Annotated in this window: 20 protein-coding genes; 8 read left to right on the top strand and 12 right to left on the bottom strand. The window is 71.9% G+C overall.

Translation table 11 applies throughout. The features are described from left to right. Positions 1-81 precede the first annotated feature (81 nt). Positions 82-981 carry a ferritin-like domain-containing protein gene (locus HQQ85_RS16970; protein WP_173183675.1) on the top strand — a complete coding sequence of 300 codons (900 nt, stop codon included), beginning with the start codon at positions 82-84 and terminating at the stop codon, positions 979-981. Here the strand turns inward: HQQ85_RS16970 and HQQ85_RS16965 are convergent. The 5 genes from HQQ85_RS16965 to HQQ85_RS16945 all read right to left on the bottom strand — a co-directional run bounded on the left by HQQ85_RS16965 (position 978) and on the right by HQQ85_RS16945 (position 7,011). Beyond that, positions 978-2,705 carry an AMP-binding protein gene (locus HQQ85_RS16965; protein WP_173183674.1) on the bottom strand — a complete coding sequence of 576 codons (1,728 nt, stop codon included), beginning with the start codon at positions 2,703-2,705 and terminating at the stop codon, positions 978-980. The two genes, HQQ85_RS16970 and HQQ85_RS16965, sit on opposite strands and share 4 nt — an antisense overlap. Before the next feature lie 91 nt (positions 2,706-2,796). After that, positions 2,797-3,075 (bottom strand): hypothetical protein, encoded by a 279-nt coding sequence (locus HQQ85_RS16960; RefSeq protein ID WP_173183673.1) that lies wholly within the window; start codon positions 3,073-3,075, stop codon positions 2,797-2,799. Positions 3,076-3,171: 96 nt separating this feature from the next. Beyond that, the gene (locus HQQ85_RS16955; protein WP_173183672.1) at positions 3,172-3,954 is read right to left on the bottom strand and encodes a hypothetical protein; all 783 of its coding nucleotides are present in this window, start codon (positions 3,952-3,954) and stop codon (positions 3,172-3,174) included. 16 nt (positions 3,955-3,970) lie between these two features. Then, complete coding sequence (locus HQQ85_RS16950; protein WP_173183671.1) at positions 3,971-5,302, bottom strand: FAD-dependent oxidoreductase; 1,332 nt, start codon at positions 5,300-5,302, stop codon at positions 3,971-3,973. A 41-nt stretch (positions 5,303-5,343) separates the two neighbouring features. Next, positions 5,344-7,011: a methyltransferase gene (locus tag HQQ85_RS16945; protein WP_371741941.1), complete on the bottom strand. Its 1,668-nt coding sequence runs from the start codon at positions 7,009-7,011 to the stop codon at positions 5,344-5,346. A gap of 28 nt (positions 7,012-7,039) precedes the next feature. Here HQQ85_RS16945 and HQQ85_RS16940 point away from each other — a divergent pair, with 28 nt between their 5' ends. The 3 genes from HQQ85_RS16940 (at position 7,040) to HQQ85_RS16930 (ending at position 11,264) form a co-directional block, all read left to right on the top strand. Further along, on the top strand, positions 7,040-8,647 hold the full coding sequence (locus tag HQQ85_RS16940; RefSeq protein ID WP_173183670.1) for a carboxylesterase/lipase family protein: 1,608 nt from the start codon (positions 7,040-7,042) through the stop codon (positions 8,645-8,647). Between the two features lie 83 nt (positions 8,648-8,730). Continuing rightward, complete coding sequence (locus HQQ85_RS21710) at positions 8,731-10,476, top strand: EAL domain-containing protein (protein ID WP_173183669.1); 1,746 nt, start codon at positions 8,731-8,733, stop codon at positions 10,474-10,476. A gap of 26 nt (positions 10,477-10,502) precedes the next feature. Beyond that, complete coding sequence (locus tag HQQ85_RS16930; RefSeq protein ID WP_173183668.1) at positions 10,503-11,264, top strand: HAD-IIB family hydrolase; 762 nt, start codon at positions 10,503-10,505, stop codon at positions 11,262-11,264. Between the two features lie 12 nt (positions 11,265-11,276). On the opposite strand, the gene HQQ85_RS16925 is transcribed toward HQQ85_RS16930, so the two are convergent. The 3 genes from HQQ85_RS16925 to aceA form a co-directional block, all read right to left on the bottom strand. After that, entirely contained in the window at positions 11,277-12,881 is a 1,605-nt protein-coding gene (locus HQQ85_RS16925; RefSeq protein WP_173183667.1) for a Na+/H+ antiporter, read from the bottom strand. A gap of 49 nt (positions 12,882-12,930) precedes the next feature. Then, complete coding sequence (aceB, locus tag HQQ85_RS16920) at positions 12,931-14,556, bottom strand: malate synthase A (RefSeq protein WP_173183666.1); 1,626 nt, start codon at positions 14,554-14,556, stop codon at positions 12,931-12,933. Positions 14,557-14,634: 78 nt separating this feature from the next. Next, positions 14,635-15,945 carry an isocitrate lyase gene (gene aceA, locus HQQ85_RS16915; RefSeq protein ID WP_173183665.1) on the bottom strand — a complete coding sequence of 437 codons (1,311 nt, stop codon included), beginning with the start codon at positions 15,943-15,945 and terminating at the stop codon, positions 14,635-14,637. Between the two features lie 143 nt (positions 15,946-16,088). On the opposite strand from aceA, the gene HQQ85_RS16910 reads away from it, so the two are divergent. After that, a complete protein-coding gene (locus HQQ85_RS16910) occupies positions 16,089-17,558 on the top strand; it encodes a helix-turn-helix transcriptional regulator (protein ID WP_173183664.1) in 1,470 nt (489 codons plus the stop codon). 16 nt (positions 17,559-17,574) lie between these two features. Here the strand turns inward: HQQ85_RS16910 and HQQ85_RS16905 are convergent, their stop codons facing one another. Together HQQ85_RS16905 and HQQ85_RS16900 are read right to left on the bottom strand one after the other, a co-directional pair. Then, a complete protein-coding gene (locus HQQ85_RS16905; protein ID WP_173183663.1) occupies positions 17,575-17,982 on the bottom strand; it encodes a VOC family protein in 408 nt (135 codons plus the stop codon). 48 nt (positions 17,983-18,030) lie between these two features. Further along, entirely contained in the window at positions 18,031-18,924 is an 894-nt protein-coding gene (locus tag HQQ85_RS16900) for a hypothetical protein (protein WP_173183662.1), read from the bottom strand. 83 nt (positions 18,925-19,007) lie between these two features. On the opposite strand from HQQ85_RS16900, the gene HQQ85_RS16895 reads away from it, so the two are divergent. Together HQQ85_RS16895 and HQQ85_RS16890 are read left to right on the top strand one after the other, a co-directional pair. Beyond that, a complete protein-coding gene (locus HQQ85_RS16895; RefSeq protein WP_173183661.1) occupies positions 19,008-19,487 on the top strand; it encodes a PPOX class F420-dependent oxidoreductase in 480 nt (159 codons plus the stop codon). A gap of 94 nt (positions 19,488-19,581) precedes the next feature. Then, the gene (locus HQQ85_RS16890) at positions 19,582-19,803 is read left to right on the top strand and encodes a hypothetical protein (RefSeq protein ID WP_173183660.1); all 222 of its coding nucleotides are present in this window, start codon (positions 19,582-19,584) and stop codon (positions 19,801-19,803) included. Between the two features lie 106 nt (positions 19,804-19,909). Here HQQ85_RS16890 and HQQ85_RS16885 read toward each other — a convergent pair whose 3' ends face one another. Continuing rightward, on the bottom strand, positions 19,910-20,671 hold the full coding sequence (locus HQQ85_RS16885; protein WP_173183659.1) for a hypothetical protein: 762 nt from the start codon (positions 20,669-20,671) through the stop codon (positions 19,910-19,912). Beyond that, positions 20,668-21,213, bottom strand: coding sequence for an RNA polymerase sigma factor (locus HQQ85_RS16880; protein ID WP_173183658.1), 546 nt, complete (start codon positions 21,211-21,213; stop codon positions 20,668-20,670). The genes HQQ85_RS16885 and HQQ85_RS16880 overlap by 4 nt, the downstream gene beginning before the upstream one ends. Before the next feature lie 181 nt (positions 21,214-21,394). Here HQQ85_RS16880 and HQQ85_RS16875 point away from each other — a divergent pair, with 181 nt between their 5' ends. Beyond that, entirely contained in the window at positions 21,395-22,138 is a 744-nt protein-coding gene (locus HQQ85_RS16875) for a CHRD domain-containing protein (RefSeq protein ID WP_173183657.1), read from the top strand.

The raw sequence follows: 22,138 nt of genomic DNA, 5'->3' as shown, positions 1-22,138 counted from the left end.
CCTCCTGATTTATCGAAAGACGTGCGTTTCATATCGTTCTTCGATATGTTAACGCCTCAAACACTACCGCAAGGAGCGATCATGACCCAGCAGGAGCGCACGAGAGAACGACCCTTCGCCGAGTGGGCGGAGTACTTCGAGGGCAACCTCGCCCGGCACGAGCGGCTCGACCGCACCATCCCGTGGGGCTCGATCTCGCCCCTCCCGGCCGGCCACATCGCCGCGATCGCCCGCTCGCTGCAGCGCTTCGAGCTCGGCGAGAGCGGAGAGGGCCGGGGGCTCCGGTCGAAGGCCGCCCGGCTCGGCGATCCGTACCACGACACCGCGCTGGCGCTCTTCGTCGCCGAGGAGCAGAAGCACTCCGCGCTGTTCGGCCGCGCGCTCCGCCGCTTCGGCGTCGGCCCGCTCGAGGCGCATTGGTCGGACGCGGTGTTCGTGCAGCTGCGCCGCCTGATGGGCCTCCGCACCGAGGTGACGCTCTTCCTCGTCGCCGAGACGGTGGCGCTGGAGTACTTCGCCGCGCTCGAACGCTCCGCCGACCCCGTGCTGCGGGGCGTCGCGCGGCGCGTGCTCACCGATGAGGTCGAGCACATCCGCTTCCAGGTCGCCCAGCTGCAGCTCGGGTTCGCGGGCACTCCGGCAGGGCTCCGGATGCTCGCGGCCGCGGCCGCCTGGGTCGTGGCGGTGGGCGCGGCCACCGTCGTGGCGATCGACCACGGACCGGCCCTGCGCGTGGGCGGCGTGACTCCGCTCGCCTTCTGGGGGCGGGGCCTCCGGCACTTCCGGCGGGCGGCGGCGGAGGCCTTCGGCTCGGGCGCGCGGCGTGCCCGGCCCGGGGTGGGCGCGGTCGCGCATCCGGAACCTGCCCGGGATCGCACAACCCCCGAGGCCGCCACCCACCACCGGTCGGCCGTGGCCGGGTCGCGTCACGAGCCCGAAGCCGCCGCCGCGCATCCGGAACCCTCCCGAAGGGCCGCCTAGGCGGCGGGCGTCTCGTCGAGCAGCGCCTTGAGTTCGCGGCGCAGCACCTTGCCGACGTTCGTCTTCGGCAGCTCGTCGCGGAACTCGATGCGGTGCGGACGCTTGTAGCCGGCGAGCTCGCCCTTGAAGTAGGCGGTCAGCTCGTCCTTCGTGAGCGACGGGTCGGACGGCACGACGAACAGCACCACGGACTCACCCGAGCGGTCGTCGGGCACGCCGATGGCGCCGGCGTCCTTCACCTTGGGGTGCGACATCGCCACCTCCTCGACCTCGCTGGGGTAGACGTTGAAGCCCGAGACGACGATCATGTCCTTCTTGCGGTCGACGATCGTGATGAAGCCGTCGTCGCTCATGGTGCCGACGTCGCCCGTGCGCAGCCAGCCGTCGACGAGCACCTCGGCGCTGTTCTCGGGCTGGTTCCAGTACCCCGACATCACCTGCGGCCCGCGCACGCACAGCTCGCCCCGCTCACCGAGTGCCACCGGATTGCCGTCGTCGTCGCGCAGCTCGATGTCGGTGGAGGGCAGCGGCAGGCCGATGGTGCCGACCCGCGGGTGCTCCCAGGTGGGGTTCACGCAGACCACCGGCGAGGCCTCGGTGAGCCCGTAGCCCTCGAGCATGTCGCTGCCGGTCGCCTCGCGCCAGGCGTCGGCGGTGGCGCTGCGCACGGCCATGCCGCCGGCCACCGCGAGCTTCAGGCCCGAGAAGTCGAGCGCCCGGAAGGCCTCGGTGTCGAGCAGCTGGGCCGCGAGCGTCGACACCAGGATGTAGACGCTCGGCTTCGTCGACTGCAGCGTCTTCACCAGGTCGGCGGTCTCGCGCGGGTTCGTGACGAGCACGTTGTGGGCGCCGTAGGCGAAGAAGGCGAGGCCGTTCACCGTCATCGAGAAGATGTGGTAGAGCGGCAGCGCGGCGAGGATCGTCTCCTCACCCGGGGTCAGGCGCAGCTTCATCGGCGCCAGCATCTGCGCCTGGTTGGCGAGCAGGTTGGCGTGGGTGAGCACGGCGGCCTTGGTGCCGCCGGTCGTGCCGCCCGTGTACTGCAGCAGGGCGGTGTCACCCGGCTCCACCACGGGGCGGTCGGCGGATGCTCGGCCGCTCCCGCGCGATGCCGCGACGCTCTTCGCCCCCGCCGCCAGCGCCTGCCGGAACGGGATCGTGCCGGTGAGGCCGTGCGGCGGAACCATCTTGCGCACCCGCTTCACGACGAAGTTCGTGACGACACGCTTCGGGGCGGGGAGCAGGTCGCCCACCTCGGTGAGGATGACGTGCTTCAGCGAGGTCTCGCCGATGATCTTCTCGAGCTTGTCGGCGAAGTTCTCGAGCGCGACGATCGCGACGGCACCCGAGTCGATGAACACCTTCTTCATCTCGCTCGCGCTGTACAGCGGGTTCGCCCCGACCACGACGAGGCCTGCCTTGAGGGCGCCGTAGACCGCGATCGGGTACTGCAGCAGGTTGGGGCTCTGCACGACGATGCGGTCGCCCTTGGTGAGACCGAGGTCATCCAGCAGGAAGGCGGCGAAGGCGTCGCTCAGCCGCCCGACGTCGGCGAAGGTGAGCACCTTGCCGAGGTTCGAGAAGGCGGGGCGGTCGGCGTAGCGGCGGCAGGTCGCGTCGACGAGCGCGCCGACGGAGTCGACCTCGCGCTCGCCGATCGTGGGGGCGAGCGCGGGCGAGTAGCTCGCCAGCCAGGGACGGCTGTCGTAGGCGTTCGTGGTCATAGGGGGTTCTGGGTTCGCGTCGCTGCGGGCGGCTGGGGGTGTCGGTGTGATGGCGGTGTCGGCGTGAACGCGGGCGCTCGGCGCGTCGCGCTCAGACGCGCTCGGGCCGGCCGTCGGCGTCGCCGAGCGGGTCGTTGCCGGCCGGGCCGGCGGGTGGGGCGGCGGCAGGGTCGCCACTCGCGGCGGGATCGGTGTCGGCGTCGGCGATCAGCTCGGCGTCCCAGTCGACGACGGCCTGCTCGGCCTCGGCGCGCGTGGCGAAGGGCCCGAGCGACGGGGCGTCGGGGAAGTCGTCGGGGTTCAGGTCGGTGACGACGTAGTAGGTGACGGTGTCGTCTTGCTCGTGCTCGACGATGCGCAGATCGGTCATACCGTTCACCCTATCCAGTCGACAGCCGTCTGCCGCGCGCGTCGCCGCACGGTCGCAGCACCCGGCCCGCGCTGGGCCGGCCTGCCGGGCCTCCGCCTAGAAGTCGAAGCCTCCGCCGAAGTCGCCGCCTCCGAAGTCGCCCCCGCCGAAGTCGCCGCCACCACCGAAGTCGCCGCCGCCGCCCGACCAGTCGCCGCCCGAAGCGTCGACCGAGCCGGCGTCACCGCCCGCGTCGGCACCCGACCCGGCGTCGCCGCCCGTGTCGCCACCGTCTGCGCCCGCATCCCCACCGTCGCCGTTGTCGCCGCCGTCAGCGCCATCGGCGCCGGCCTGGTCGAAGCCGACCGGCGGGAGGAAGGCGCTGACCAGCGCCGAGCCGATCACGAATCCGGCCACCGTGCCGAGCATCGAGGAGGCCATCATCGAGCCGAAGCCCATGCCTCCGCCGCCACCCATGCCTCCGCCCTGGCGTCCGGCGCCCGCGAAGGCGCGCTCCATGGTGCCCGGCTGGCGGATCTCCGACCGCGTCGCCGACTGCGCCAGCGAGTGCGGGTCGTCGCCCTTCGGCTGGTCGCCGGCGGGCGCGTTCTCGCTCAGCTGCGTGAACAGGATGCGCCGCTGCTCGGGCGTCAGCTTCGTGAACGCCTCCTCGTGCACCTGCTCGATCGTCTCGGGCGGAGCGGTGCGCAGGAGGTAGCGGTACCGCTCGACGGCGATCTCGTCGTCGCTCCGCTGAGCGCCCTGGGCACCCTGCCCGGACGCGCCCGGTGCGGCGGGAGGCTGCTGGCCGTAGCCCGGCTGCTGCCCGTACCCGCCCTGGCCGTAGCCGGGGTTCTGCTGCGGTTCTTCCCGGCCAAGCAGTCGGTCGAGGAATCCCATGCTGATCGCTCCGATCTCAGTCGGCGCCGCGTGCGCCGTCGCTTCCTCCCATCTTTCCCACGCCGTCTGTGCTTTGACTGTGCACCGGCTGCATCACGGCGAGGAGCTCGGCCGAGACCGACTCGGGCCGGATGCCCCGGCCGATCAGCCGCGGGGCGACGGCCTGCAGAAGCGGCACGATCAGCGACAGCGCGATCCGCTGCAGCCGCGTCGGCGGGCTGGCGAGGAGCGGGCCCGCGCCGGGCTTCGCGATCGTGGCGTGCACCCGCAGCTGGAGGGCCTGCATCAGGCGCACCGGCGGCAGCCGGCGGCGCTGGATCGCCGCGAGCTGGGCGTCGGAGACGGCGGTGCCCCCGCCCGAGCGCAGGGTCGTGACGAGCGCGTTCGCGGTGGCCACCGCATCCTGGATCGCGTAGTTCACGCCCACCCCGAAGGCCGGTGACATGGCGTGCGCCGAATCGCCGATGCAGAGGAGCCCCGGCCGGTGCCACCGCTCGAGGTGGGAGACCTGCACGCTGAGGAGCTTCACCTGGTCCCAGTCGGTGAGCGTGCCGACCACGCTGGTCAGCGGCTTGGCGGTGACCGCGAGATTGCGCCTGAACGCCTCCAGCCCGGCGGCCTTCACCTCGTCGAACCGGCCCTTCTGGATGATCTGGCCGGCCTGGAAGTGGTCGCGCCGGTCGATCGTGAGCACGAACGAGCCGTCGGCCACGTAGAGCAGCGTGGGCTTCAGCGTGGCGCGGGGCTTCGGCAGCGAGAACCAGAGCACGTCGATGGCGACACCCGACTCGGTCGGCACGAAACCCGCAGCGGGCCGCACCGTGGAACCGCGGCCGTCGGCGGCGACGGTCAGGCCGGCGCGCACCTCGAGCGGGCCGTCGGCGTCCTCGGCGGTCACCCCGGTGATGCGACCGGCCTCCTCGAGCACCCCGGTGGCCGCCGTGCCCATCAGGATGCGGAACGACGCGAACTCGGACGCCTTGCGGGTGAGGAAGGAGAGGAAGTCCCACTGGGGCATGAAGGTCAGGAAGTCGTCCTCACCGCCGAGCCGCGCGAAGTCGACGGCGTGGATGCGCGTGCCGTTCACCACGGCGTCGAGCTTCCCCACCTCGCTGTGCGGCAGCTCGAGGAACTCCTCCCGCAACCCCAGCTGCCCGAGCAGCGCCAGGGTCGACGGGTGGATCGTGTCGCCCCGGAAGTCACGGAAGAAGTCGGTGTGCTTCTCGAGCACCACGACGTCCACCCCGGCCCGCGCCAGCAGGTACCCGAGCATCACCCCCGCCGGCCCACCGCCCACGACGCACACTTCGGCGCGCACCACGCGCGCGCTCTCCCCGACCCCTGTCATGCGCCCAGGCTAGAGCCGCGCGCCGCCGGCGGATAGACCCCCTACGAGGCGGGCAGGAGGAAGGCGTCGGCGAGCAGCTCACGGAGGCGGGGGGCGAGGGCCGCGCGGAGGGCCGTCTCGTCAGCGTCGAGCACCTGGGCGATCGCCGCCGCGATGGCCGAGGCCGAGAGGTCGCCGTCGCAGGCGCCGACGAAGGCGGCGAGGCCGGTGTCGAGGTCGGTCGAGCGGGAGAAGCCGCCGCCCTGGCGGAGCGTCATCACCACGGGGTCGTCGTGGCCCGGCCAGTAGTGGCGCTCCTCGGTGACGTCGGAGGCGTACACGTAGGTGCCCGCGAGCAGCTCGTCGTCGGAGCGGTGCGCCTGCCAGTCGTGGCCGGCGAGGCAGACCGCGAGGTGGTCGCCGAGGCCGATGGGGTTCGAGCCGATCGCGGCGTCGACCCGCTCGTAGCGGTCGAGCGTCGGGGCAGGCGCAGACGCTGACGCGGCCGGCACCGCAGACCGCGACGATGACGCAGGCGACGACCCGACTGCGCCGGCAGCCACCGGCCGCCGCAGCAGCACGTACCCGAACCCGACCTCGCGCACGCCCCGCGCCTCGAAGTCGTCGAGCCAGCTGGAGTAGAGGGAGTCGAACGCCGGCGTCCCCGGCCGCGTCCCACCGTCCCGGATCCACGTCTCCGCGTACAGCGGCGCATCCTGCCGATCGCGCTCGATCACCCACGCGTCGACCGCGACGGGCGACGACGCCACCCACGACCGCACCCGGTGCAGCCCGTCCGAATCCCCGTACTCCCAGTTCCCGAGCAGCTGCGCGATGCCGCCCGGCGCCAGATGCGACGGGGCCGAGCGGATGACGGACGCCACCAGCGCATCCCCCACCAACCCGCCGTCGCGGTACTCGTAGAGCGGCACGCCCTCCTGCCGCGGCGTGATGACGAACGGCGGGTTCGAGACGATCCGGTCGAACCGCTCCCCCGCGACCGGCTCGAACAGGCTGCCGTGCCGGAACTCGATCGAGTCGATCCCGTTCAGCCGCGCATTGAAGGCGGCGATCGCGAGGGCCCGGCGCGAGATGTCGGTGGCCACGACCCGGCGCGCGTGGCGGGCGGCGTGCAGGGCCTGGATGCCGCATCCGGTGCCGAGGTCGAGCACCGAGTCGACGGGCGTCGGGATCATCAGCCCCGACAGCGTCATGGACGCCCCGCCGATTCCGAGCACGTGGTCGGGGTCGAGCGGCCGTCCGAGCACTGACTCACCGAGATCCGAGGCGATCCACCAGCTGCCCGCCCCCAGCGAGTCGACGAAGCTGTACGGCCGCAGGTCAAGGCGGGCACGAACCCCGCCAGAAGAGCCAGACGCGCCAGAAGGCCCGACGAAGCCGAGCGCCTCGAGGCCGGCGACCCCGAGCCGCGGCAGAGCATCCGCCACCTCGTCAGCCGGCACGGTCGACCCCAGCAGGAAGAGCCGGGCCAGCGTCGACACGGGCGAGACGGGGGCTCCGGATGCTCGAGCCCGCGAGATCGCGCGCACCGCCGGTTCCCGCTGCCCCCGGTGCAAGGCGGCCGCCGCCGAGGGCCCCCACAGCGCGTCGATCGTGTCGACCCGGTAGCGCGCCGCCACGAGGTCGTCGCGCAGCGCGTCGACCAGCGCCACGTCGGCGGGCGCCGACGAGCTGAGGGCGGACGGGAGGGCGATCGAATCGTGGCTCACCCGTCCATTCAATCGCTACAGTGACCCCATGACGCACCTCACGGGCGATCCGCTCCTCGTCGAGACCGAGTCCGGTGCCGTGCGCGGCACACTGCGCCGAGCGGTGCGCGCCTGGCGGGGCATCCCCTACGCCGCCCCTCCCGTCGGGCCGCTCCGGTTCCGGGCACCGGCCCCGGTCGAGCCGTGGGACGGCGTGCGCGAGGCACTCGATTTCGGCCCGGCCGCCGTCCAGCACGAGAACAAGGCAGTCTCCCTTCCCGAAGGAGTCACCCAGTCCGAGGACTGCCTGACCCTGAACGTGCTGGCCCCGCCACGCGAGTCCGACGGCCCGTTCCCCGTGATGGTCTGGATCCACGGCGGCGCCTACGTCGCCGGCTCCAGCGCCCAGCCGCTCTTCGACGGCACCGAGCTGGTCGCGAACGGCGACGTGATCGTGGTGAGCCTGAACTACCGCCTCGGCGCGCTCGGCTTCCTCGACTTCTCGATGCTGAACGCCGAGGGCACCGAGGACTCCGAGGACGCGGAGGGCACGGAGCCCTTCGAGACCAACGTCGCCCTGCGCGACCAGCTCGCCGCCCTCGCCTGGGTGCAGCGCAACGTCGCGGCGTTCGGCGGCGACCCGGGCAACGTCACGCTCTTCGGCGAGTCCGCGGGCGCCGGCTGCGTCACCACCCTCCTCACCTCCCCCGCCGCCGAGGGCCTGTTCCACCGCGCCATCGCCGAGAGCTCCCCCGCCACGAGCGTCTACGACCGCGAGCGGGCCGCCCGCGTCTCCCACCGCTTCCTCGGCCTGCTCGGGCTCGACCCCGACGCCTCCACGACGGCGGCCGAGCTCCGCACGATCGACGCCGACCGCCTGGCCCGAGCCACCTTCGACCTCGTGGCGGCCGTCGCCGCCGAGCAGCCCGGAACGCTCGCCGTCGCACCGGTGGTCGACGGGGAGCTCGTGCCCGAGCATCCGGTCGACGCCTACCGCGCGGGCCGCCAGCTGCCGGTTCCCCTCATCATTGGCACGAACCACGACGAGGCGTCGCTGTTCCGCCTGATGAAGTCGCCGCTGATGCCGATCACCGCCACGTCGGTGCACGTCATGTTCGAGGAGCTGGCGGCCGAGCATCCGGAGTTCGCCGCCGCCGAGAACCGCATCGAGGCCGCCTACCCGCGGTTCCCGCACCACCGCACGCCCGCCGAGCTCTCGCGCGACGCCGGCTTCCGGATGCCCAGCATCTGGCTCGCGGCGGCCCACAGCCGTGTCGCCCCCACCTGGATGTACCGCTTCGACCACAGCACCCCGGCGCTGACCCTGCTCGGCATCGGAGCCACGCACGGCGCCGAGATCGCCTACGTCTTCGGCACGCTCGGCATCGGCCGCCGTGACCCGAGCTTCCGGCTCGGCGGTCTGGCCGAGGCGCGTCACCTCTCGGAGGCCGTGCAGCGCCGCTGGCTCTCGTTCGCGAGCGAGGGCGAGCCCGCGGGCCTCGGCCCCCTCGAGAGCGCCGTCCCGGCTCCGGAGTGGCCGCGCTACGACGAGGAGCGGCGGGCGACCCTGCTCTTCGACCGCGGCGAGCGCGTGGCCGACGACCCCGATGCGGCCATCCGGGAAGCCTGGGGAGACGCCACGATCTCATTCGACTGACACCCGCCGGGCACTACGCTCTGGGCAGGGGTGCTGTGACGCACGACGCGAGGGATCCAGCGACACGTCAGGCTCCCTCCGGCGTGCGCGCGATCGTCGGCCGCGGGCGGCGCGCGGTGGTCACGCTGCTGGCTGTGACCGGCGCCCTGCTGATCGCGTCGCTGCTGGTGCTCCTGCTGCCGGGAACGGATCCCGCCCTCGAGGCGGTGCTCTCGCTCGGCACCGAGTGGGTGGCCGTCCTGACCTGCACCGTCGCGGTGGCGCTCAGCCGGGCGCACCGGGCGGTGCCGGTGCTCGCGACGCTGGCCGTGACGGCGACCGTGCTGGGCGACACGCTCTCCGTCGGGGTCGCCGACGGCAGCGGCGCCGTGCCGTTCCCGTCGTGGCCGGACGCCGCCTACACGGCCTTCTACCTGCTGCTCTACGCGGCCATCGTGGTGCTCGCCCGCCGGCACCTGGTGGCGCCCACCACCACCGTCGTCTTCGACGTCGTGATCACGGCCTTCGGCCTGGCGGCCCTGCTGGCTCTCGCCCTCACCCCCGTGCTCGACGAGGCGCTCGTCGGCACCGGAACGACGGCGTTCGTGCTCTCGACGATCTACCCCCTCGTCGACGTGCTGCTGATCGCGACGACCGTGGCCATCGCCGCCTCCGACCGCTGGGGCGGCTACTGGCGTCTCGTCGGCGCGACGCTGCTGCTGTTCGCCGCCGCCGACACCGTGCTGGCCCTGCAGCTGCCGAGCGACGACTACCGCGCCGGCACACCGCTCGACGCCGCCTGGATCATCGGCTCGATCATCCTCACCCTCTGGGTCTGCGCGATCACCACCCACCGCGACCGGCCCGCGCCACCGGCCTCGGCCACCCGCGCCGGCACGACGCTCGCCATCGTGTCGATGGCCGCCGCGCTCGGGGTGCTCGTGCTGGCCCCGCTGATCGACGGCTCGGTGATCGCGGTCGTGCTGGCGATGGCGGCACTGCTGACGACGGTGCTCTCGGTGGCCCTCCGGCGGGGCGCACTGCCGGCGTTCGGCGTGACGGCGGCGCGTCGGCGCACGGTGCGAGAGCTCCGCTCCAGCACGAGCCACGAGCAGCTCGTCGTGCTCTACCAGCCGAAGGTGCGGCTCACGACCGGACGCATCGAGGGCGTCGAGGCGCTGGTGCGCTGGAACCATCCGACCCGGGGGCTGCTCGGCCCGACCGAGTTCCTACCCCTGCTCCACGAGGCCGGCACCCTGCGTGCCTGGACCACGAGCATCTTCACCCTCGCCCTCGACGACGCCGCCCGCTGGCGCAGCCGTGGCACCCCGGTGAGCGTGGCCGTCAACGTCACCGCCGAGTGGCTTCAGGATGCCCGGGCCGTGCACGAGGTGCTGCCGGCGCTCGGGCTCCGCTCGCTGCCCGCCTCGACCCTCACGATCGAGATCACCGAGCAGTCGCTCGTCGCCGAGCCGGAGGCGGTGCGACGCCGGATCGAGCCCCTCCGCGCCGCCGGCGTGCGCATCTCGCTCGACGACTTCGGCACGGGCTACAACTCCCTCAGCGCCCTGCACGACTTCCCCGTCGACGAGGTGAAGATCGACCGCAGCTTCGTCGACGCCGTGGGCGGGGATGCGCGCGCCCGCGCCCTGGTGCGCTCGACCATCGCCCTCGCCGAGGAGCTCGGCAGCGAGACCGTCGCCGAGGGCGTCGAGACGGAGGAGCAGCGCCGCCTGCTCGCCGAGATGGGCTGCACCTTCGCCCAGGGCTTCCTGATCTCGGAGCCGGTGCCCGCGGAGCGGATCGACGACCTGCTAGCCTCGCCTGGAACCCCCACCACCCCGCTGTGACTGCGGCTGACAGAGGAGAACTCCGCTTGACGACGAACGTCCGCCTGGTCGCCTTCGACCTCGACGACACGCTCGCGCCCTCGAAGGCGCCCCTCGACCCGCGCATGGCGGAGCTGCTCGTCGAGCTGCTCGACGTCGTGCCCGTGTGCGTCATCTCGGGAGGCCAGTTCGGCCAGTTCGAGTCGCAGCTCGTGGCGAACCTGCCGGCGTCGGCCGGCGACAAGCTCGCGCGACTGCACCTCATGCCCACCTGCGGCACCCAGTACTACCGCTACGAGAACGACGGCTGGACGCAGGTCTACGCCGAGAACCTCACCGACGAGCAGAAGACCGAGGCCCAGGCGGCCCTCGAGTCCGAGGCCAAGCGCCTGGGCCTCTGGGAGACCGAGACCTTCGGCCCCGTGCTGGAGGACCGCGGCTCGCAGATCACCTTCTCGGCCCTCGGCCAGGCGGCCCCGGTCGACATCAAGTCGGCCTGGGACCCGGACGGCGCGAAGAAGGAACTCCTCCGCGCCGCCGTCGCCGAGCGGCTGCCCGAGCTCGAGGTGCGCTCCGGCGGCTCGACCTCAGTCGACATCACCCGCAAGGGCATCGACAAGGCCTACGGCATGAACCGCCTGGCCGAGCTGACCGGCATCGCGCAGGACGACATGCTGTTCGTCGGCGACCGACTCGACGAGGGCGGCAACGACTACCCGGTCAAGGCGATGGGCATCGACACCGTGGCCGTGCACAACTGGCACGACACCGCGACGTTCATCGAGGGCTTCCTGGCCGAGCGCCGGTAGGCATTCGCCTCGTCACTCCCCCTTGCGGGGCTTGCCGATGTTGAGCTCGGTCTCCTCGACGTCGATCTTGGCGAGCACCGACTTCACGGCCCGCTCCTGGTACCGGCCCTCCGAGCGCGCCTGCAGCACGGCCTGCCGCTCGGCCTCGATCATGACGCGGCGCAGGCGGTTGTAGGCCCGGGACGGGGGCTCGGTGCCCTCCGGTGCGGGGTTCTCGAGGGCATCCGTCAAGAAGGTCGCGTTCAGGCGCAGACGGTCGACGACCCGCTGCTCGTCGGCGTCGGTGACCTCGCTCTCGAGCCGCGCGAGGCCCTGGCCCTGCGCCTCGGCCATCAGCATGTGCACCTCGGTCATCTCCTGCGAGAAGTCGGGCGGGGGCAGCTTCAGCCGGCGGATGACGAAGGGCAGGAACGCGCCCTCGACGAGCGTGCCGACCACCACGACGAAGGCCAGGAACTGCAGGAACGAGCGCTCGGGCGTCTCCTCCGGCAGCAGGAACACGGCAGCCAGCGTCACCACCCCGCGGATGCCCGCGAACGACACCGCGATGCCGTTCCGCCAGCTCCAGCCGCGGTTGCGCAGCCAGCCGGGGCCGAAGCGGTAGACGGAGGTGGTGAAGATCATCCAGATCAGCCGCGACAGGAAGATGACGAGCAGCAGCACCACCGAGATGACGACGGTCGGCCAGAGGCCCGGCCCGCTGTTCGCCACCCCCTGGAAGATTCCGAACAGGCTCAGACCGATGAACAGGAACACCGCGTTCTCGAGCAGGAACTGGATGGTGCGCCAGTTCAGCGACTCGGCGATGCGCGACTCGGCCGTCTGGATGACGGGCGCCTTGAAGCCGAGGTAGAGGCCCGCGACCACGACCGCCAGCACGCCCGAGCCGTGCAGGAACTGCGCCGGGATGAACGCCACGAACGGCGTGATCAGCGACAGGCTGGTGTCGAGCACCGGCGAGCGCAGCGGCTTGCGGATGAGCGCGAACACCCAGCCCACGAGGAAGCCGACGCCGACCCCCACGGCCACCGCGATCACGAACTCGAGGATGATGCCCCACGGCGTCAACGGCTCCGCGCCCGGCGTGTTGGCGCTGACGATCGCGGCGATCGCGGCGTTCAGCGCGACCAGCGCGGTCGCGTCGTTGAGCAGGCTCTCGCCCTCGAGCACGGTGACCAGTCGGCGGGGCAGCTTGAGGCGGCCGGCGATCGCGGTGACGGCCACCGCATCCGTCGGCGCCACCACGGCCCCGAAGGCGAAGGCCGCCGCGAGCGAGATGGCCGGGATGATCAGCCAGGCGGTCAGCCCGACGGTGACCACCGTGAACACCACGAGTCCCACCGAGAGCAGCAGGATGCCGTCGCGCCTCGCCCGCACGTCGGCGAACGAGGTGCGGATGGCCGCCGCGAACAGCAGCGGCGGCAGCAGCCCGTAGAGGATGAGGTCGGGCTCGACCGCGATCGTCGGCACCCCGGGGATGAACGAGACGAGAGCGCCGACCGCAACCAGCGCCACCGGGGCCGACCAGCCGACGCGCCCGGCTAGGCCGGTGACGGCGACCGTGACGACGACGAACGAGACGATCCACACGATGGTCCCGACCGCATCCGCCTCCATGCCCACCATTATGGCGGGCACGGAGGCGGTGCGGTTCAGAGCCCTCGCGTCACGCGGCCATCGCCGGGGCCGGCGCGGTCTCCACGAGGTAGTGCGCGTAGGCGGGGATCGTGAGGAACGTCGGGAAGCCGTCCTCCAGCGCGACCTGGCGCAGGATGTTCTCGGCGTCGTCGTAGCGGTCGTCGAGGGAGCGGTCGAGCATCCGCAGCACCTCGTGCAGCTCGTGCTCGACATGCGCCCGCGTGATGCGGGTGCCCTCCTCGGTCACGACGCCCTGGTGGATCCACTGCCACAGCTGCGAGCGCGAGATCTCGGCGGTGGCCGCGTCCTCCATCAGGCCGTCGATCGCGGCGGCGCCGACACCGCGCAGCCAGCTCTCGAGGTACCGGAGGGCCACGGAGACGTTGGCGCGCACGCCCGCATCCGTCACCGTCTTCTCGATCGTCGACAGGTCGAGCAGGTCGCGGGCCGACACCGACACCTCGGGGCGCTGCCGGTCGACCTGGTTCGGCCGGTCGCCGAGCACGGCGTCGAACTCGGCGCGGGCCGTGTCGATGAGATCCGGATGCGCGACCCACGTGCCGTCGAAGCCGTCGCCCGCCTCCCGCCGCTTGTCCTCGGCGACCTTCGCCAGGGCTCGCTCCGTGGCCTCCGGATCGCGCCGGTTCGGGATGAACGCGCTCATGCCTCCGATGGCATGCGCTCCCCGCTTGTGGCAGGTCTGCACCAGCAGCTCGGTGTAGGCGCGCATGAACGGCACGGTCATCGTGATGCGGTCGCGGTCGGGCAGCACAAAAGAGCGGCCGCGGTCGCGGTGGTTCTTGATCAGGCTGAAGATGTAGTCCCAGCGGCCGGCGTTCAGACCCGCCGCGTGGTCGCGCAGCTCGTAGAGGATCTCGTCCATCTCGAAGGCCGCCGAGATCGTCTCGATCAGGATCGTCGCGCGGATGGTGCCGTGAGCGAGGCCGAGCGCCGACTCCGACCAGGTGAAGACGTCGTCCCAGAGCCGCGCCTCGAGGTGGTTCTCGAGCTTCGGCAGGTAGAAGTACGGCCCGCGGCCTTCGGCGATCAGTGCGTGCGCGTTGTGGAAGGAGTACAGCCCGAAGTCGGTCAGCGAGGCGCTCGCCGGGCGACGGTGGCCCGCGCGGTCGGTGTAGCAGAGGTGCTTCTCGACCAGGTGCCAGCCGCGCGGCCGCATGATGATCGTCGGCGTCTCGGGCGCCGTCACGCGGTACTCGCGGCCCTCGGGGGTGGCGAAGTCGATCTCGCCGCGGATGGCGTCGCGGAGGTTCAGCTGGCCGCCGACGATGTTCGCCCAGGTGGGGCTCGTGGCGTCCTCGAGATCGGCGAGCCACGCCTTGGCGCCTGAGTTCAGCGCGTTGACGGTCATCTTGCGGTCGGTCGGTCCGGTGATCTCGACGCGGCGGTCCTCGAGGCCCGGGCCGGGTCCGGCCACCCGCCACTCGGTGTTCTCGCGGATCGCGCGGGTCTCGGGGAGGAAGCGGAGGTCGCGGCCGTTCTCGATGGCGGTTCGGGCGGACATCCGCGCCTCGAGGCGTTCTTGGCGGCGGTGGGCGAACTGGTCGTGCAGGCGGGCCAGGAAGGCGAGGGCATCCGGGGTCAGGATCTCGTCGTGGCGGGGGTCGGGGGCGGTGGTGAGGGTGATGGAGGTCATGGTCGTGTCTCGTTTCGGCTCGTCGTGGGGTTCACGGGGATGCAGCTCGGTGGGACTGCTGCTCAGTGGAATGGCAGCTCAGTGGAACTGCTCGGACTCGGTCGACCCGACGAGCGCGAGGGTGGCGCTCGTGGGGTTCAGGGCCGTGGCGATCCGGTCGAAGTAGCCGGTGCCCACCTCACGCTGGTGCTTCGTGGCGGTGTAGCCGTCGGCCTCGGAGGCGAACTCGGCCTCCTGAAGCTCGACGTACGCGCTCATCTGCCGCTCGTGGTAACCGCGGGCGAGCGTGAACATGGAGTGGTTGAGGGCGTGGAAGCCCGCCAGGGTGATGAACTGGAACGCGTAGCCCATCGCGGCGAGGTCGCTCTGGAAGGTGGCGATCTGGTCGTCGCTGAGCTTGGCCTTCCAGTTGAACGACGGTGAGCAGTTGTAGGCGAGGAGCTTGCCGGGGTGTTCGGCGTGGACGGCCTCGGCGAACGACCGGGCCAGCTCGATGTCGGGCTCGCTCGACTCGACCCAGAGCAGATCGGCGTAGGGCGCGTAGGCGAGGCCCCGCTGGATGACGGTGTCGATGCCCGGCGTCGTGCCGTAGAAGCCCTCAGGCGTGCGGGTGCCGTCGAGGAAGGGCTGGTCGCGCTCGTCGACGTCGCTCGTGATGAGGTTCGCGGCGAGCGAGTCGGTGCGGGCGACGATGATCGTCGGCACGCCCGCCACGTCGGCGGCGAGCCGCGCCGCGTTGAGGGTGCGGATGTGCTGGCTCGTCGGGATGAGCACCTTGCCGCCCATGTGCCCGCACTTCTTCTCGCTGGCGAGCTGGTCCTCCCAGTGCACGCCGGCGGCGCCCGCCTGGATCATGGACCTCATCAGCTCGTAGGCATTCAGGGGGCCACCGAAGCCGGCCTCGGCGTCCGCGACGATCGGAACGACCCATTCCCTCTCGGGCATGCCTTCGGCGTGCTCGATCTGGTCGGCCCGCAGCAGCGCGTTGTTGATGCGGCGCACCACGGCCGGCACCGAGTTCGCCGGGTAGAGGCTCTGGTCGGGGTAGGTCTGGCCGCTCAGGTTGGCGTCGGCCGCGACCTGCCAGCCCGAGAGGTAGATGGCCTTCAGGCCGGCGCGCACCTGCTGCACCGCCTGGTTGCCGGTGAGGGCGCCGAGGGCGGCGACCCAGGTGGTGTCGTCGTGCAGCAGGTTCCACAGGTTCTCGGCGCCGCGGCGGGCGAGGGTGGCGTCCTCGGCGACGCGGCCCCGCAGGGCGATGACGTCGGCGGCGGTGTAGTCGCGTTCGACGCCGCTCCAGCGGGCGTCGGTCTTCCACTCGCGCTCGAGCTCGGCGGCGGTCTGGTTCTGGTCGCCAGGACGGGTCTGGTCTCCGGGGCGGATGGTCATGGTGTCGCTCCTTGCGTCGGTGCCGTGAAACGGGGGCTGACTTCGACTATCCGGTCCGTGCATCCGCTCTTCACCGCCTTTCTCGGCAGAACTTCGCGCGTTCTTCTGTTTTCCCGAAGAACGACGTGTGGCAGACTCCCGGCATGACGACGACGTCACCGCTCACCGCCCACGATGGAGACATGCCCGACTCCCTCACCATCGGCCGCCGCATCCGGCAGCTGCGCACCGCGCGCGGCCTCACCCTCGACGAGCTCGGCAGCGCCATCGGCCGCGCCGCCTCGCAGGTCTCGGTCGTCGAGAACGGCAAGCGCGAACTGAAGCTCGGTGAGCTGCAGCGCTTCGCGTCCGCTCTGGACGTGGGCCTCGACCAGCTGATGGACTCGACGCCGCCCACCGGCCGCGCCGCCCTCGAGATCGCGCTCGAACGAGCCCAGCGCGGACCCCTGTTCGCCTCGCTCGGCCTGCCGGCCCTCCCCCTCCGCAAGTCCCTCAGCGACGAGGCGATCAGAACGATCCTGGGCCTCCACCGCGAGCTCGAGCGGATGCACGGCGAACGCGCCGCGACCCCCGAAGAGGCCCGCCGAGCCAACACGCTCCTGCGTCGCTCGATGCGCCACCGCCACAACTACTTCGCCGAGCTCGAGCAGACCGCGGCCTCCCTGCACGCGGCGGTCGGACACACGGGAGGCCCCCTCTCCCAGCGCGTCGCCTCCGACCTCGCCTCGCACCTCGGCTTCACGCTGCATTACGTGGGCGACCTCCCCGGATCGACCCGTTCGGTCACCGACCTCCGGAACGGCCGCATCTACGTGCCGCTCGGCCAGTCACCCGACGCCGACCCGCGCTCGGTCGTGCTCCAGGCGCTCGCGTCGCACGTGCTGAAGCACGACGAGCCCGCCGACTACGCGGCGTTTCTGCAGCAGCGGGTCGAGACGAACTATCTGGCCGCGGCTCTCCTCATTCCGGAGGAGAGCGCGCTGAGCATCCTGAAACCGGCGAAGGATGCGCGTGAGCTCTCGGTCGAGGACCTCCGTGACGCCTTCGGCGTCAGCTACGAGACGGCCGCCCACCGCTTCACGAACCTCGCGACCGAGCACCTCGGCATCCCGGTGCACTTCCTCAAGGTGCACGAGTCGGGCACCATCTCGAAGGCCTACGAGAACGACAGCGTCACCTTCCCCACCGACGCCCTCGGTGCCGTCGAGGGCCAGACCGTCTGCCGCTTCTGGAGCGCGCGCCGCGTCTTCGACGTCGAGGACCGCTTCAGCCCGTACCACCAGTACACGGACAAGCCGGCCGGCACCTACTGGTGCACCTCGCGCATCCAGCCCTCCTCGCGCGGGCAATTCTCGGTCTCGGTCGGCACGGCCTTCGCTCACGCGAAGTGGTTCCGCGGCCGCGACACCCCCAACCGCTTCGCGTCGACCTGCCCCGACGACTCCTGCTGCCGCCGCCCGCCGGCGCCCCTCGCGTCGCGCTGGGCGGGCCAGGCGCACCCGTCGGCGCGCCTGAACTCATCGCTGCACGCGGCGATGCCCACCTCGGGCTTCACGGGCGTAGACACCACGGAGGTCTTCGAGTTCCTCGACCGCCACGCGCCGTCTCGCTAGCTGCTGGGCCCTCCGCTCAGCCGGCCGGGTCGGCGGGCGGCTTCATCCAGAACGGGGAGTAGTGGTAGCCGTCGGGGTCGTCGAACTGGCGCTGGTACATGAAGGGGTAGTCGTCGATGTCCCCGATCCGCCCGCCGGCGGCCCGCGCGCGCTCGACGAGCTCGTCGACGGCCTCCTGACTGTCGAGATCGAACGACACCGTCACCTTCGAGGGCGTGTCCGGTCCGCCGATCAGCTCCTCGACGCCGCCGACCCCCGCGTACATCTCCCGGCTGCCGAGCATCACGTACTGCTCGTCGCCCCCGATCGCGAAGCACGACACCTGCTCCCCCGACATCTGGGCGTTCAGCGTCCACCCCAGGGCGGTGTAGAACGCGGTCGCCCGCTCGACGCTGGCGACGGGGCACGTGATGAACAGGCTCATGCGGCCACCCTCCCGCACCCCCGCGCCGCCGTCAAGAGCGGCGGGAGGCTAGGCCGGGACGATGCGGAGGGGAGCCTGAGGCGGCACACCCTTTCCGACGACCAGGATCATGCTCGGCGTCACCGCCGTGGTGCCGGCGCCGAGGGTGTAGACGAAGTCGTAGACGCCCTCCGGCAGGGGGTCGAGCTGGAACGCCGTCTGCCCGTAGTCGGGGTCGACGTAGTCCGTCCACCCCGCAGCCTTCGCGACCGTGGTTCCCGCCGGGAACGGCGGGGTCTGGTTGGGGGGAGGGAACTGATTGAGGTCGGCGAGGAGCCCCCGCCGGCCGATCGCGTACGAGCGAGGAGGCACGGTGAGCCGGAGCGTCGTCATCGTGCCGAACTCCGCGGGATCCGGGAGCCATTCGAGCGTCGGTTCGGGCCCGAAACCGACCCTGATGGTCGCCGTCAGCGCGCCCGGCTCCTTGTCGTTCGTGTAGGTCGCGGTGACGGTGTAGGGGCCTGAGAGCTCGCCCCACTCGTCGATGGTGAAAGCCCTGGTGCCGGCGGTCACGCCGCCGACCGGCGACGCGAGGATCCCGTTGGCGGCCCCGTAGTTCGGGGTCCAGGTCCATCGCCCGGCGGAGATCGACTCCGGGATGTTCCCGTACGGCGTGATCTGCAGCACGATCGCCGCGGTGCTGCCGATGCCGGGCGATTCGGGGGGCAGGGAGAGGGTGAGCACCGACGGCTGCCCCTGGATGCCGTCACTGCTCGACCAGTAGAACTCCGCGTCGGGCTGACCGGTGCTGGCGGCCGCGAGCGGCGCGGCGACGGCGGCGACGATCACGGGGGCCGACCATGCCGCGCCGAGGACGGTGCGACGCGAGACACCCGCGGGGCGAGCATCCGTCGCCCGGTGCGAGAAGAGGGCGAACAGGTCGGAGAGCGAGTCTTCGGGCATTCTCTCACTCTCCGAGATGGCGGGCCCGGCGACTAGAGCCTCTTCCGGACATGTCCGCAACAGGGCACCCCTACCCTTGACCCATGGCCAGAACCATCTCCACCACCACCGAGGTCGACCGCGACGGCATGCTGGCCTTCGTGCGACCCAGGCACCGGATGCTCGTCGCCACCACCAGGGCCGACGGCCGCCCTCAGATGTCCCCGGTCTCGGGCGGCGTCGATGCCGAGGGCCGTATCGTCATCTCCACCTACCCCTCGCGCGCGAAGACGCGCAACGCGTCTTGCCGCCCGGCGGCCTCGGTGCTCGTGCTCTCGGACGACTGGAACGACGCCTGGATCCAGGTCGACGGCGACGCCGAGGTGCTGCACATGCCCGAGGCGGCCGACGGCCTCGTCGACTACTACCGGTGCATCGCCGGCGAGCATCCCGACTGGGCCGAGTATCGCGCGGCGATGGCGCTGCAGGACAAGTCGCTCCTCCGCATCACCCCCACCCGCTGGAGCCCCATCGCCACGGGCGGCTTCCCGCCCGACGTCGCGGCCCGCCTCGACGCCCGCTGAGCATCCGCGTGCCGCCTCGCACCGCAGGTGAACAGTCGGCGAAGCAGGGCCTCCCCCAATTGCCACGCCGGCTGCCACCGCGCACACTCGAGGTGTGACCGCACCTCGATCTCCCCGAGCCTCTCGCCGGACGCCCGCCGTCGCGGCTCTGCACGCGGCGGGGGTCACCACCCTCGTGATAGCGATCGCGATGTCGGCCCTCGGCCTCGTGATCTACCTCGGCGGCAACGAGGTCGCGTTCTTGCTGCTGATCCTCGGCCTCGGAGTGTTCGTGCTGGGCATCGGGCTCCTGGCCGCGGCCCGCCGGCTCGGCTAGACCGTTACTTCGGCTGGGCCACCTCGGCTGCGCCGTCGCCTTGGCTGGACCGCCGCCTCTGCCAGGCCGCCGCCTCGGCTGGGCCGTCGCCTCGGCCGGGCCGGGCTCAGGACTGCGCCGGCGGCAGCACCGCCGCCGCGACCGTGCCGCCCGCAGCATCGCGGATCTCGATCGACGCCGCATCGGACCGCAGGGTCGCGGCGTTCATCCGGCAGTCGATGGTCGCCGTACTGCCGACGAACGAACCCGACGACTCCGCCCGGCCCTCGGCGTCGACGACCACGAGCTGGTAGCTCTCCCCCACCGCCAGCCCCGAGATCTCGAGGATCGTCTCGGTGCCCCAGGTGTGCGCCACGACGCTCCCGTCGACGCTCACCCCCGAGGGCTCGCCCGCGAAGTCGACGACCTCGCGCGCGCCGAGCTCTCCGGGTGCACCGAGCGGCGCTTCGGCCGGCCCGCGCGGGATCGCGAGCACGCCGACCCCGAACCCGAGCACGAGGCAGGCGGCGGCCGCCGCGGCCGGCATGACCCAGCGCCGCCGCGAGCGCCGCGCGGCGCCCGAGCCACCCGGCAGACCAGCAGGCGCACCGGCCGGCAGCCCGGCGACCGGCGCGGCCAGCGCGGCCGGCGACGCTTCCTCGCCCACCCCGACCACCCGATCCCGCAACGACGCCGACGGCGCACTCGCATCCCACCGCGGCACCGCCCCCGTCACCGCCTCGATGACCCCCCGCAGCTCCTCGATCTCGAGCTCGATCGTCGGGTCCACCGCGCGCAGCCCTTCGAGCTCCTCGGCCTCAGACGGGGTGAGCGCCGAGGCGGCGGCCGCAGCGATCAGCTCGGCACGACGTTCCGGGTCGACAGTCATCGCCGCCCCTCCTCTGCATCGGTATCGATGTGCGAGCGCAGTGCCCGCAGCGCATAGAACACCCGCGTCCGCAGCGTGGCCACCGCGACCCCGGTTCGTGCCGAGACCTCCGCGTACGTCTCCCCGTCGACGTGGATCGCCACGAACGCCGACCGGTGCTCGTCGCTCAGCTTGGCCAGCGCCTCGACGATCACCAGACGGTCGAGGGTGTCGACGGTCTCGCCCGGAGCATCCTGGATCTCATCGGCGCCCACGATGCGGGGAAGTCGGCTCTGGGCCCGCTGCAGATCGACGATCACGTTGCGCTGGATCGCGAACAGCCACGTGCGCGCACCCCCGCGACTCGCGTCGAAGCTCGCGCGCGACCTCCAGGCGCGCAGGAAGGTCTCCTGCACGCAGTCCTCGGCGAGCGAGCGGTTGCGCAGCGCGTTGATCGCGTAGCCGAACAGCGCCCCGCCGTGGGCGTCGTACTCGGCGGCGACGTCGAACGCGGTCTGCGGCACGGGTGACGAGGCGTCCATCACTCTCCCCACTGCGGCCATGTTCCCCTCACCCTATCGACGAGTCGCCGGGCACCGGATGCGCGCCGCCCTCTGACAGGGCATACGACCGAAAGCGCGCCGGCGTTCACGCCCTGAAAAAGTTCGCGCATCGATGAACGCCCGACGGAACCCCGCCGTACACCCTTCGACAGAGCACAACTCATCCAGCAGGGAGTCACCCATGTCCAGTCAGAAACTCGCTCGACGCCGCACCGGGATCATCGGCCTGGGCGGCGCAGCCCTCGCCTCCACCGTCGTGCTGTTCGGCGCCGCCGTGCCCGCCAACGCCGAGACCGAGGTCGCGGAACCCAGCAGCTTCACCAGCGCCTTCACGGTGATGGCGACCCCCGACCAGGTGCTGAACGCCGACGGCGTGGCCACCCCCGGCCCGGCCGGAGCCTCGGGCACCTTCGACTTCCGGGTCAACTCCGAGCTCGACATCATCTGCTACGACATCACCGTCACCGGCCTCTCGGGCGACTACAAGAGCCCGGCGAAGACCGCGACGCACATCCACGAGGCGGCCGCCGGCAAGGCGGGCCCGCCCCGCATCGCCTTCCCGAACCCCGCGCCGATCGGCGACGGCCCCCGCACCAGCTCGGGCTGCCTGCAGGGCCCCTTCACCACCGGCATCCTCGCGAACGGCGTCGACACCGGCGAGGGCTTCACGCTCGCCAAGCTCGAGGCGAACGCCGCCGGCTTCGCGGCCGACACCCACACCGCCGCCAACCCGGCGGGCGCCGTGCGCGGCCAGCTGAGCCAGGTGCCGGTGGGCGGCGTGCAGACGGGTGGGGGCGGGACGGCTGTCTCGGCCGCCTCTTCTGACTCTGCCTCGACTGCGTTGACCGTGGGCGCGGTCGGCGCGGCGGGGCTGGTCGGTCTCGTCGGTCTCGTGGCGTACCGTCGCCACTCGGCCACGAACTGA

The sequence above is a fragment of the Herbiconiux sp. VKM Ac-2851 genome, assembly GCF_013205105.1.
GTDB classification, from domain to species: Bacteria; Actinomycetota; Actinomycetes; order Actinomycetales; family Microbacteriaceae; genus Herbiconiux; species Herbiconiux flava.
This window is presented reverse-complemented; position numbering and strand designations above follow the sequence as displayed.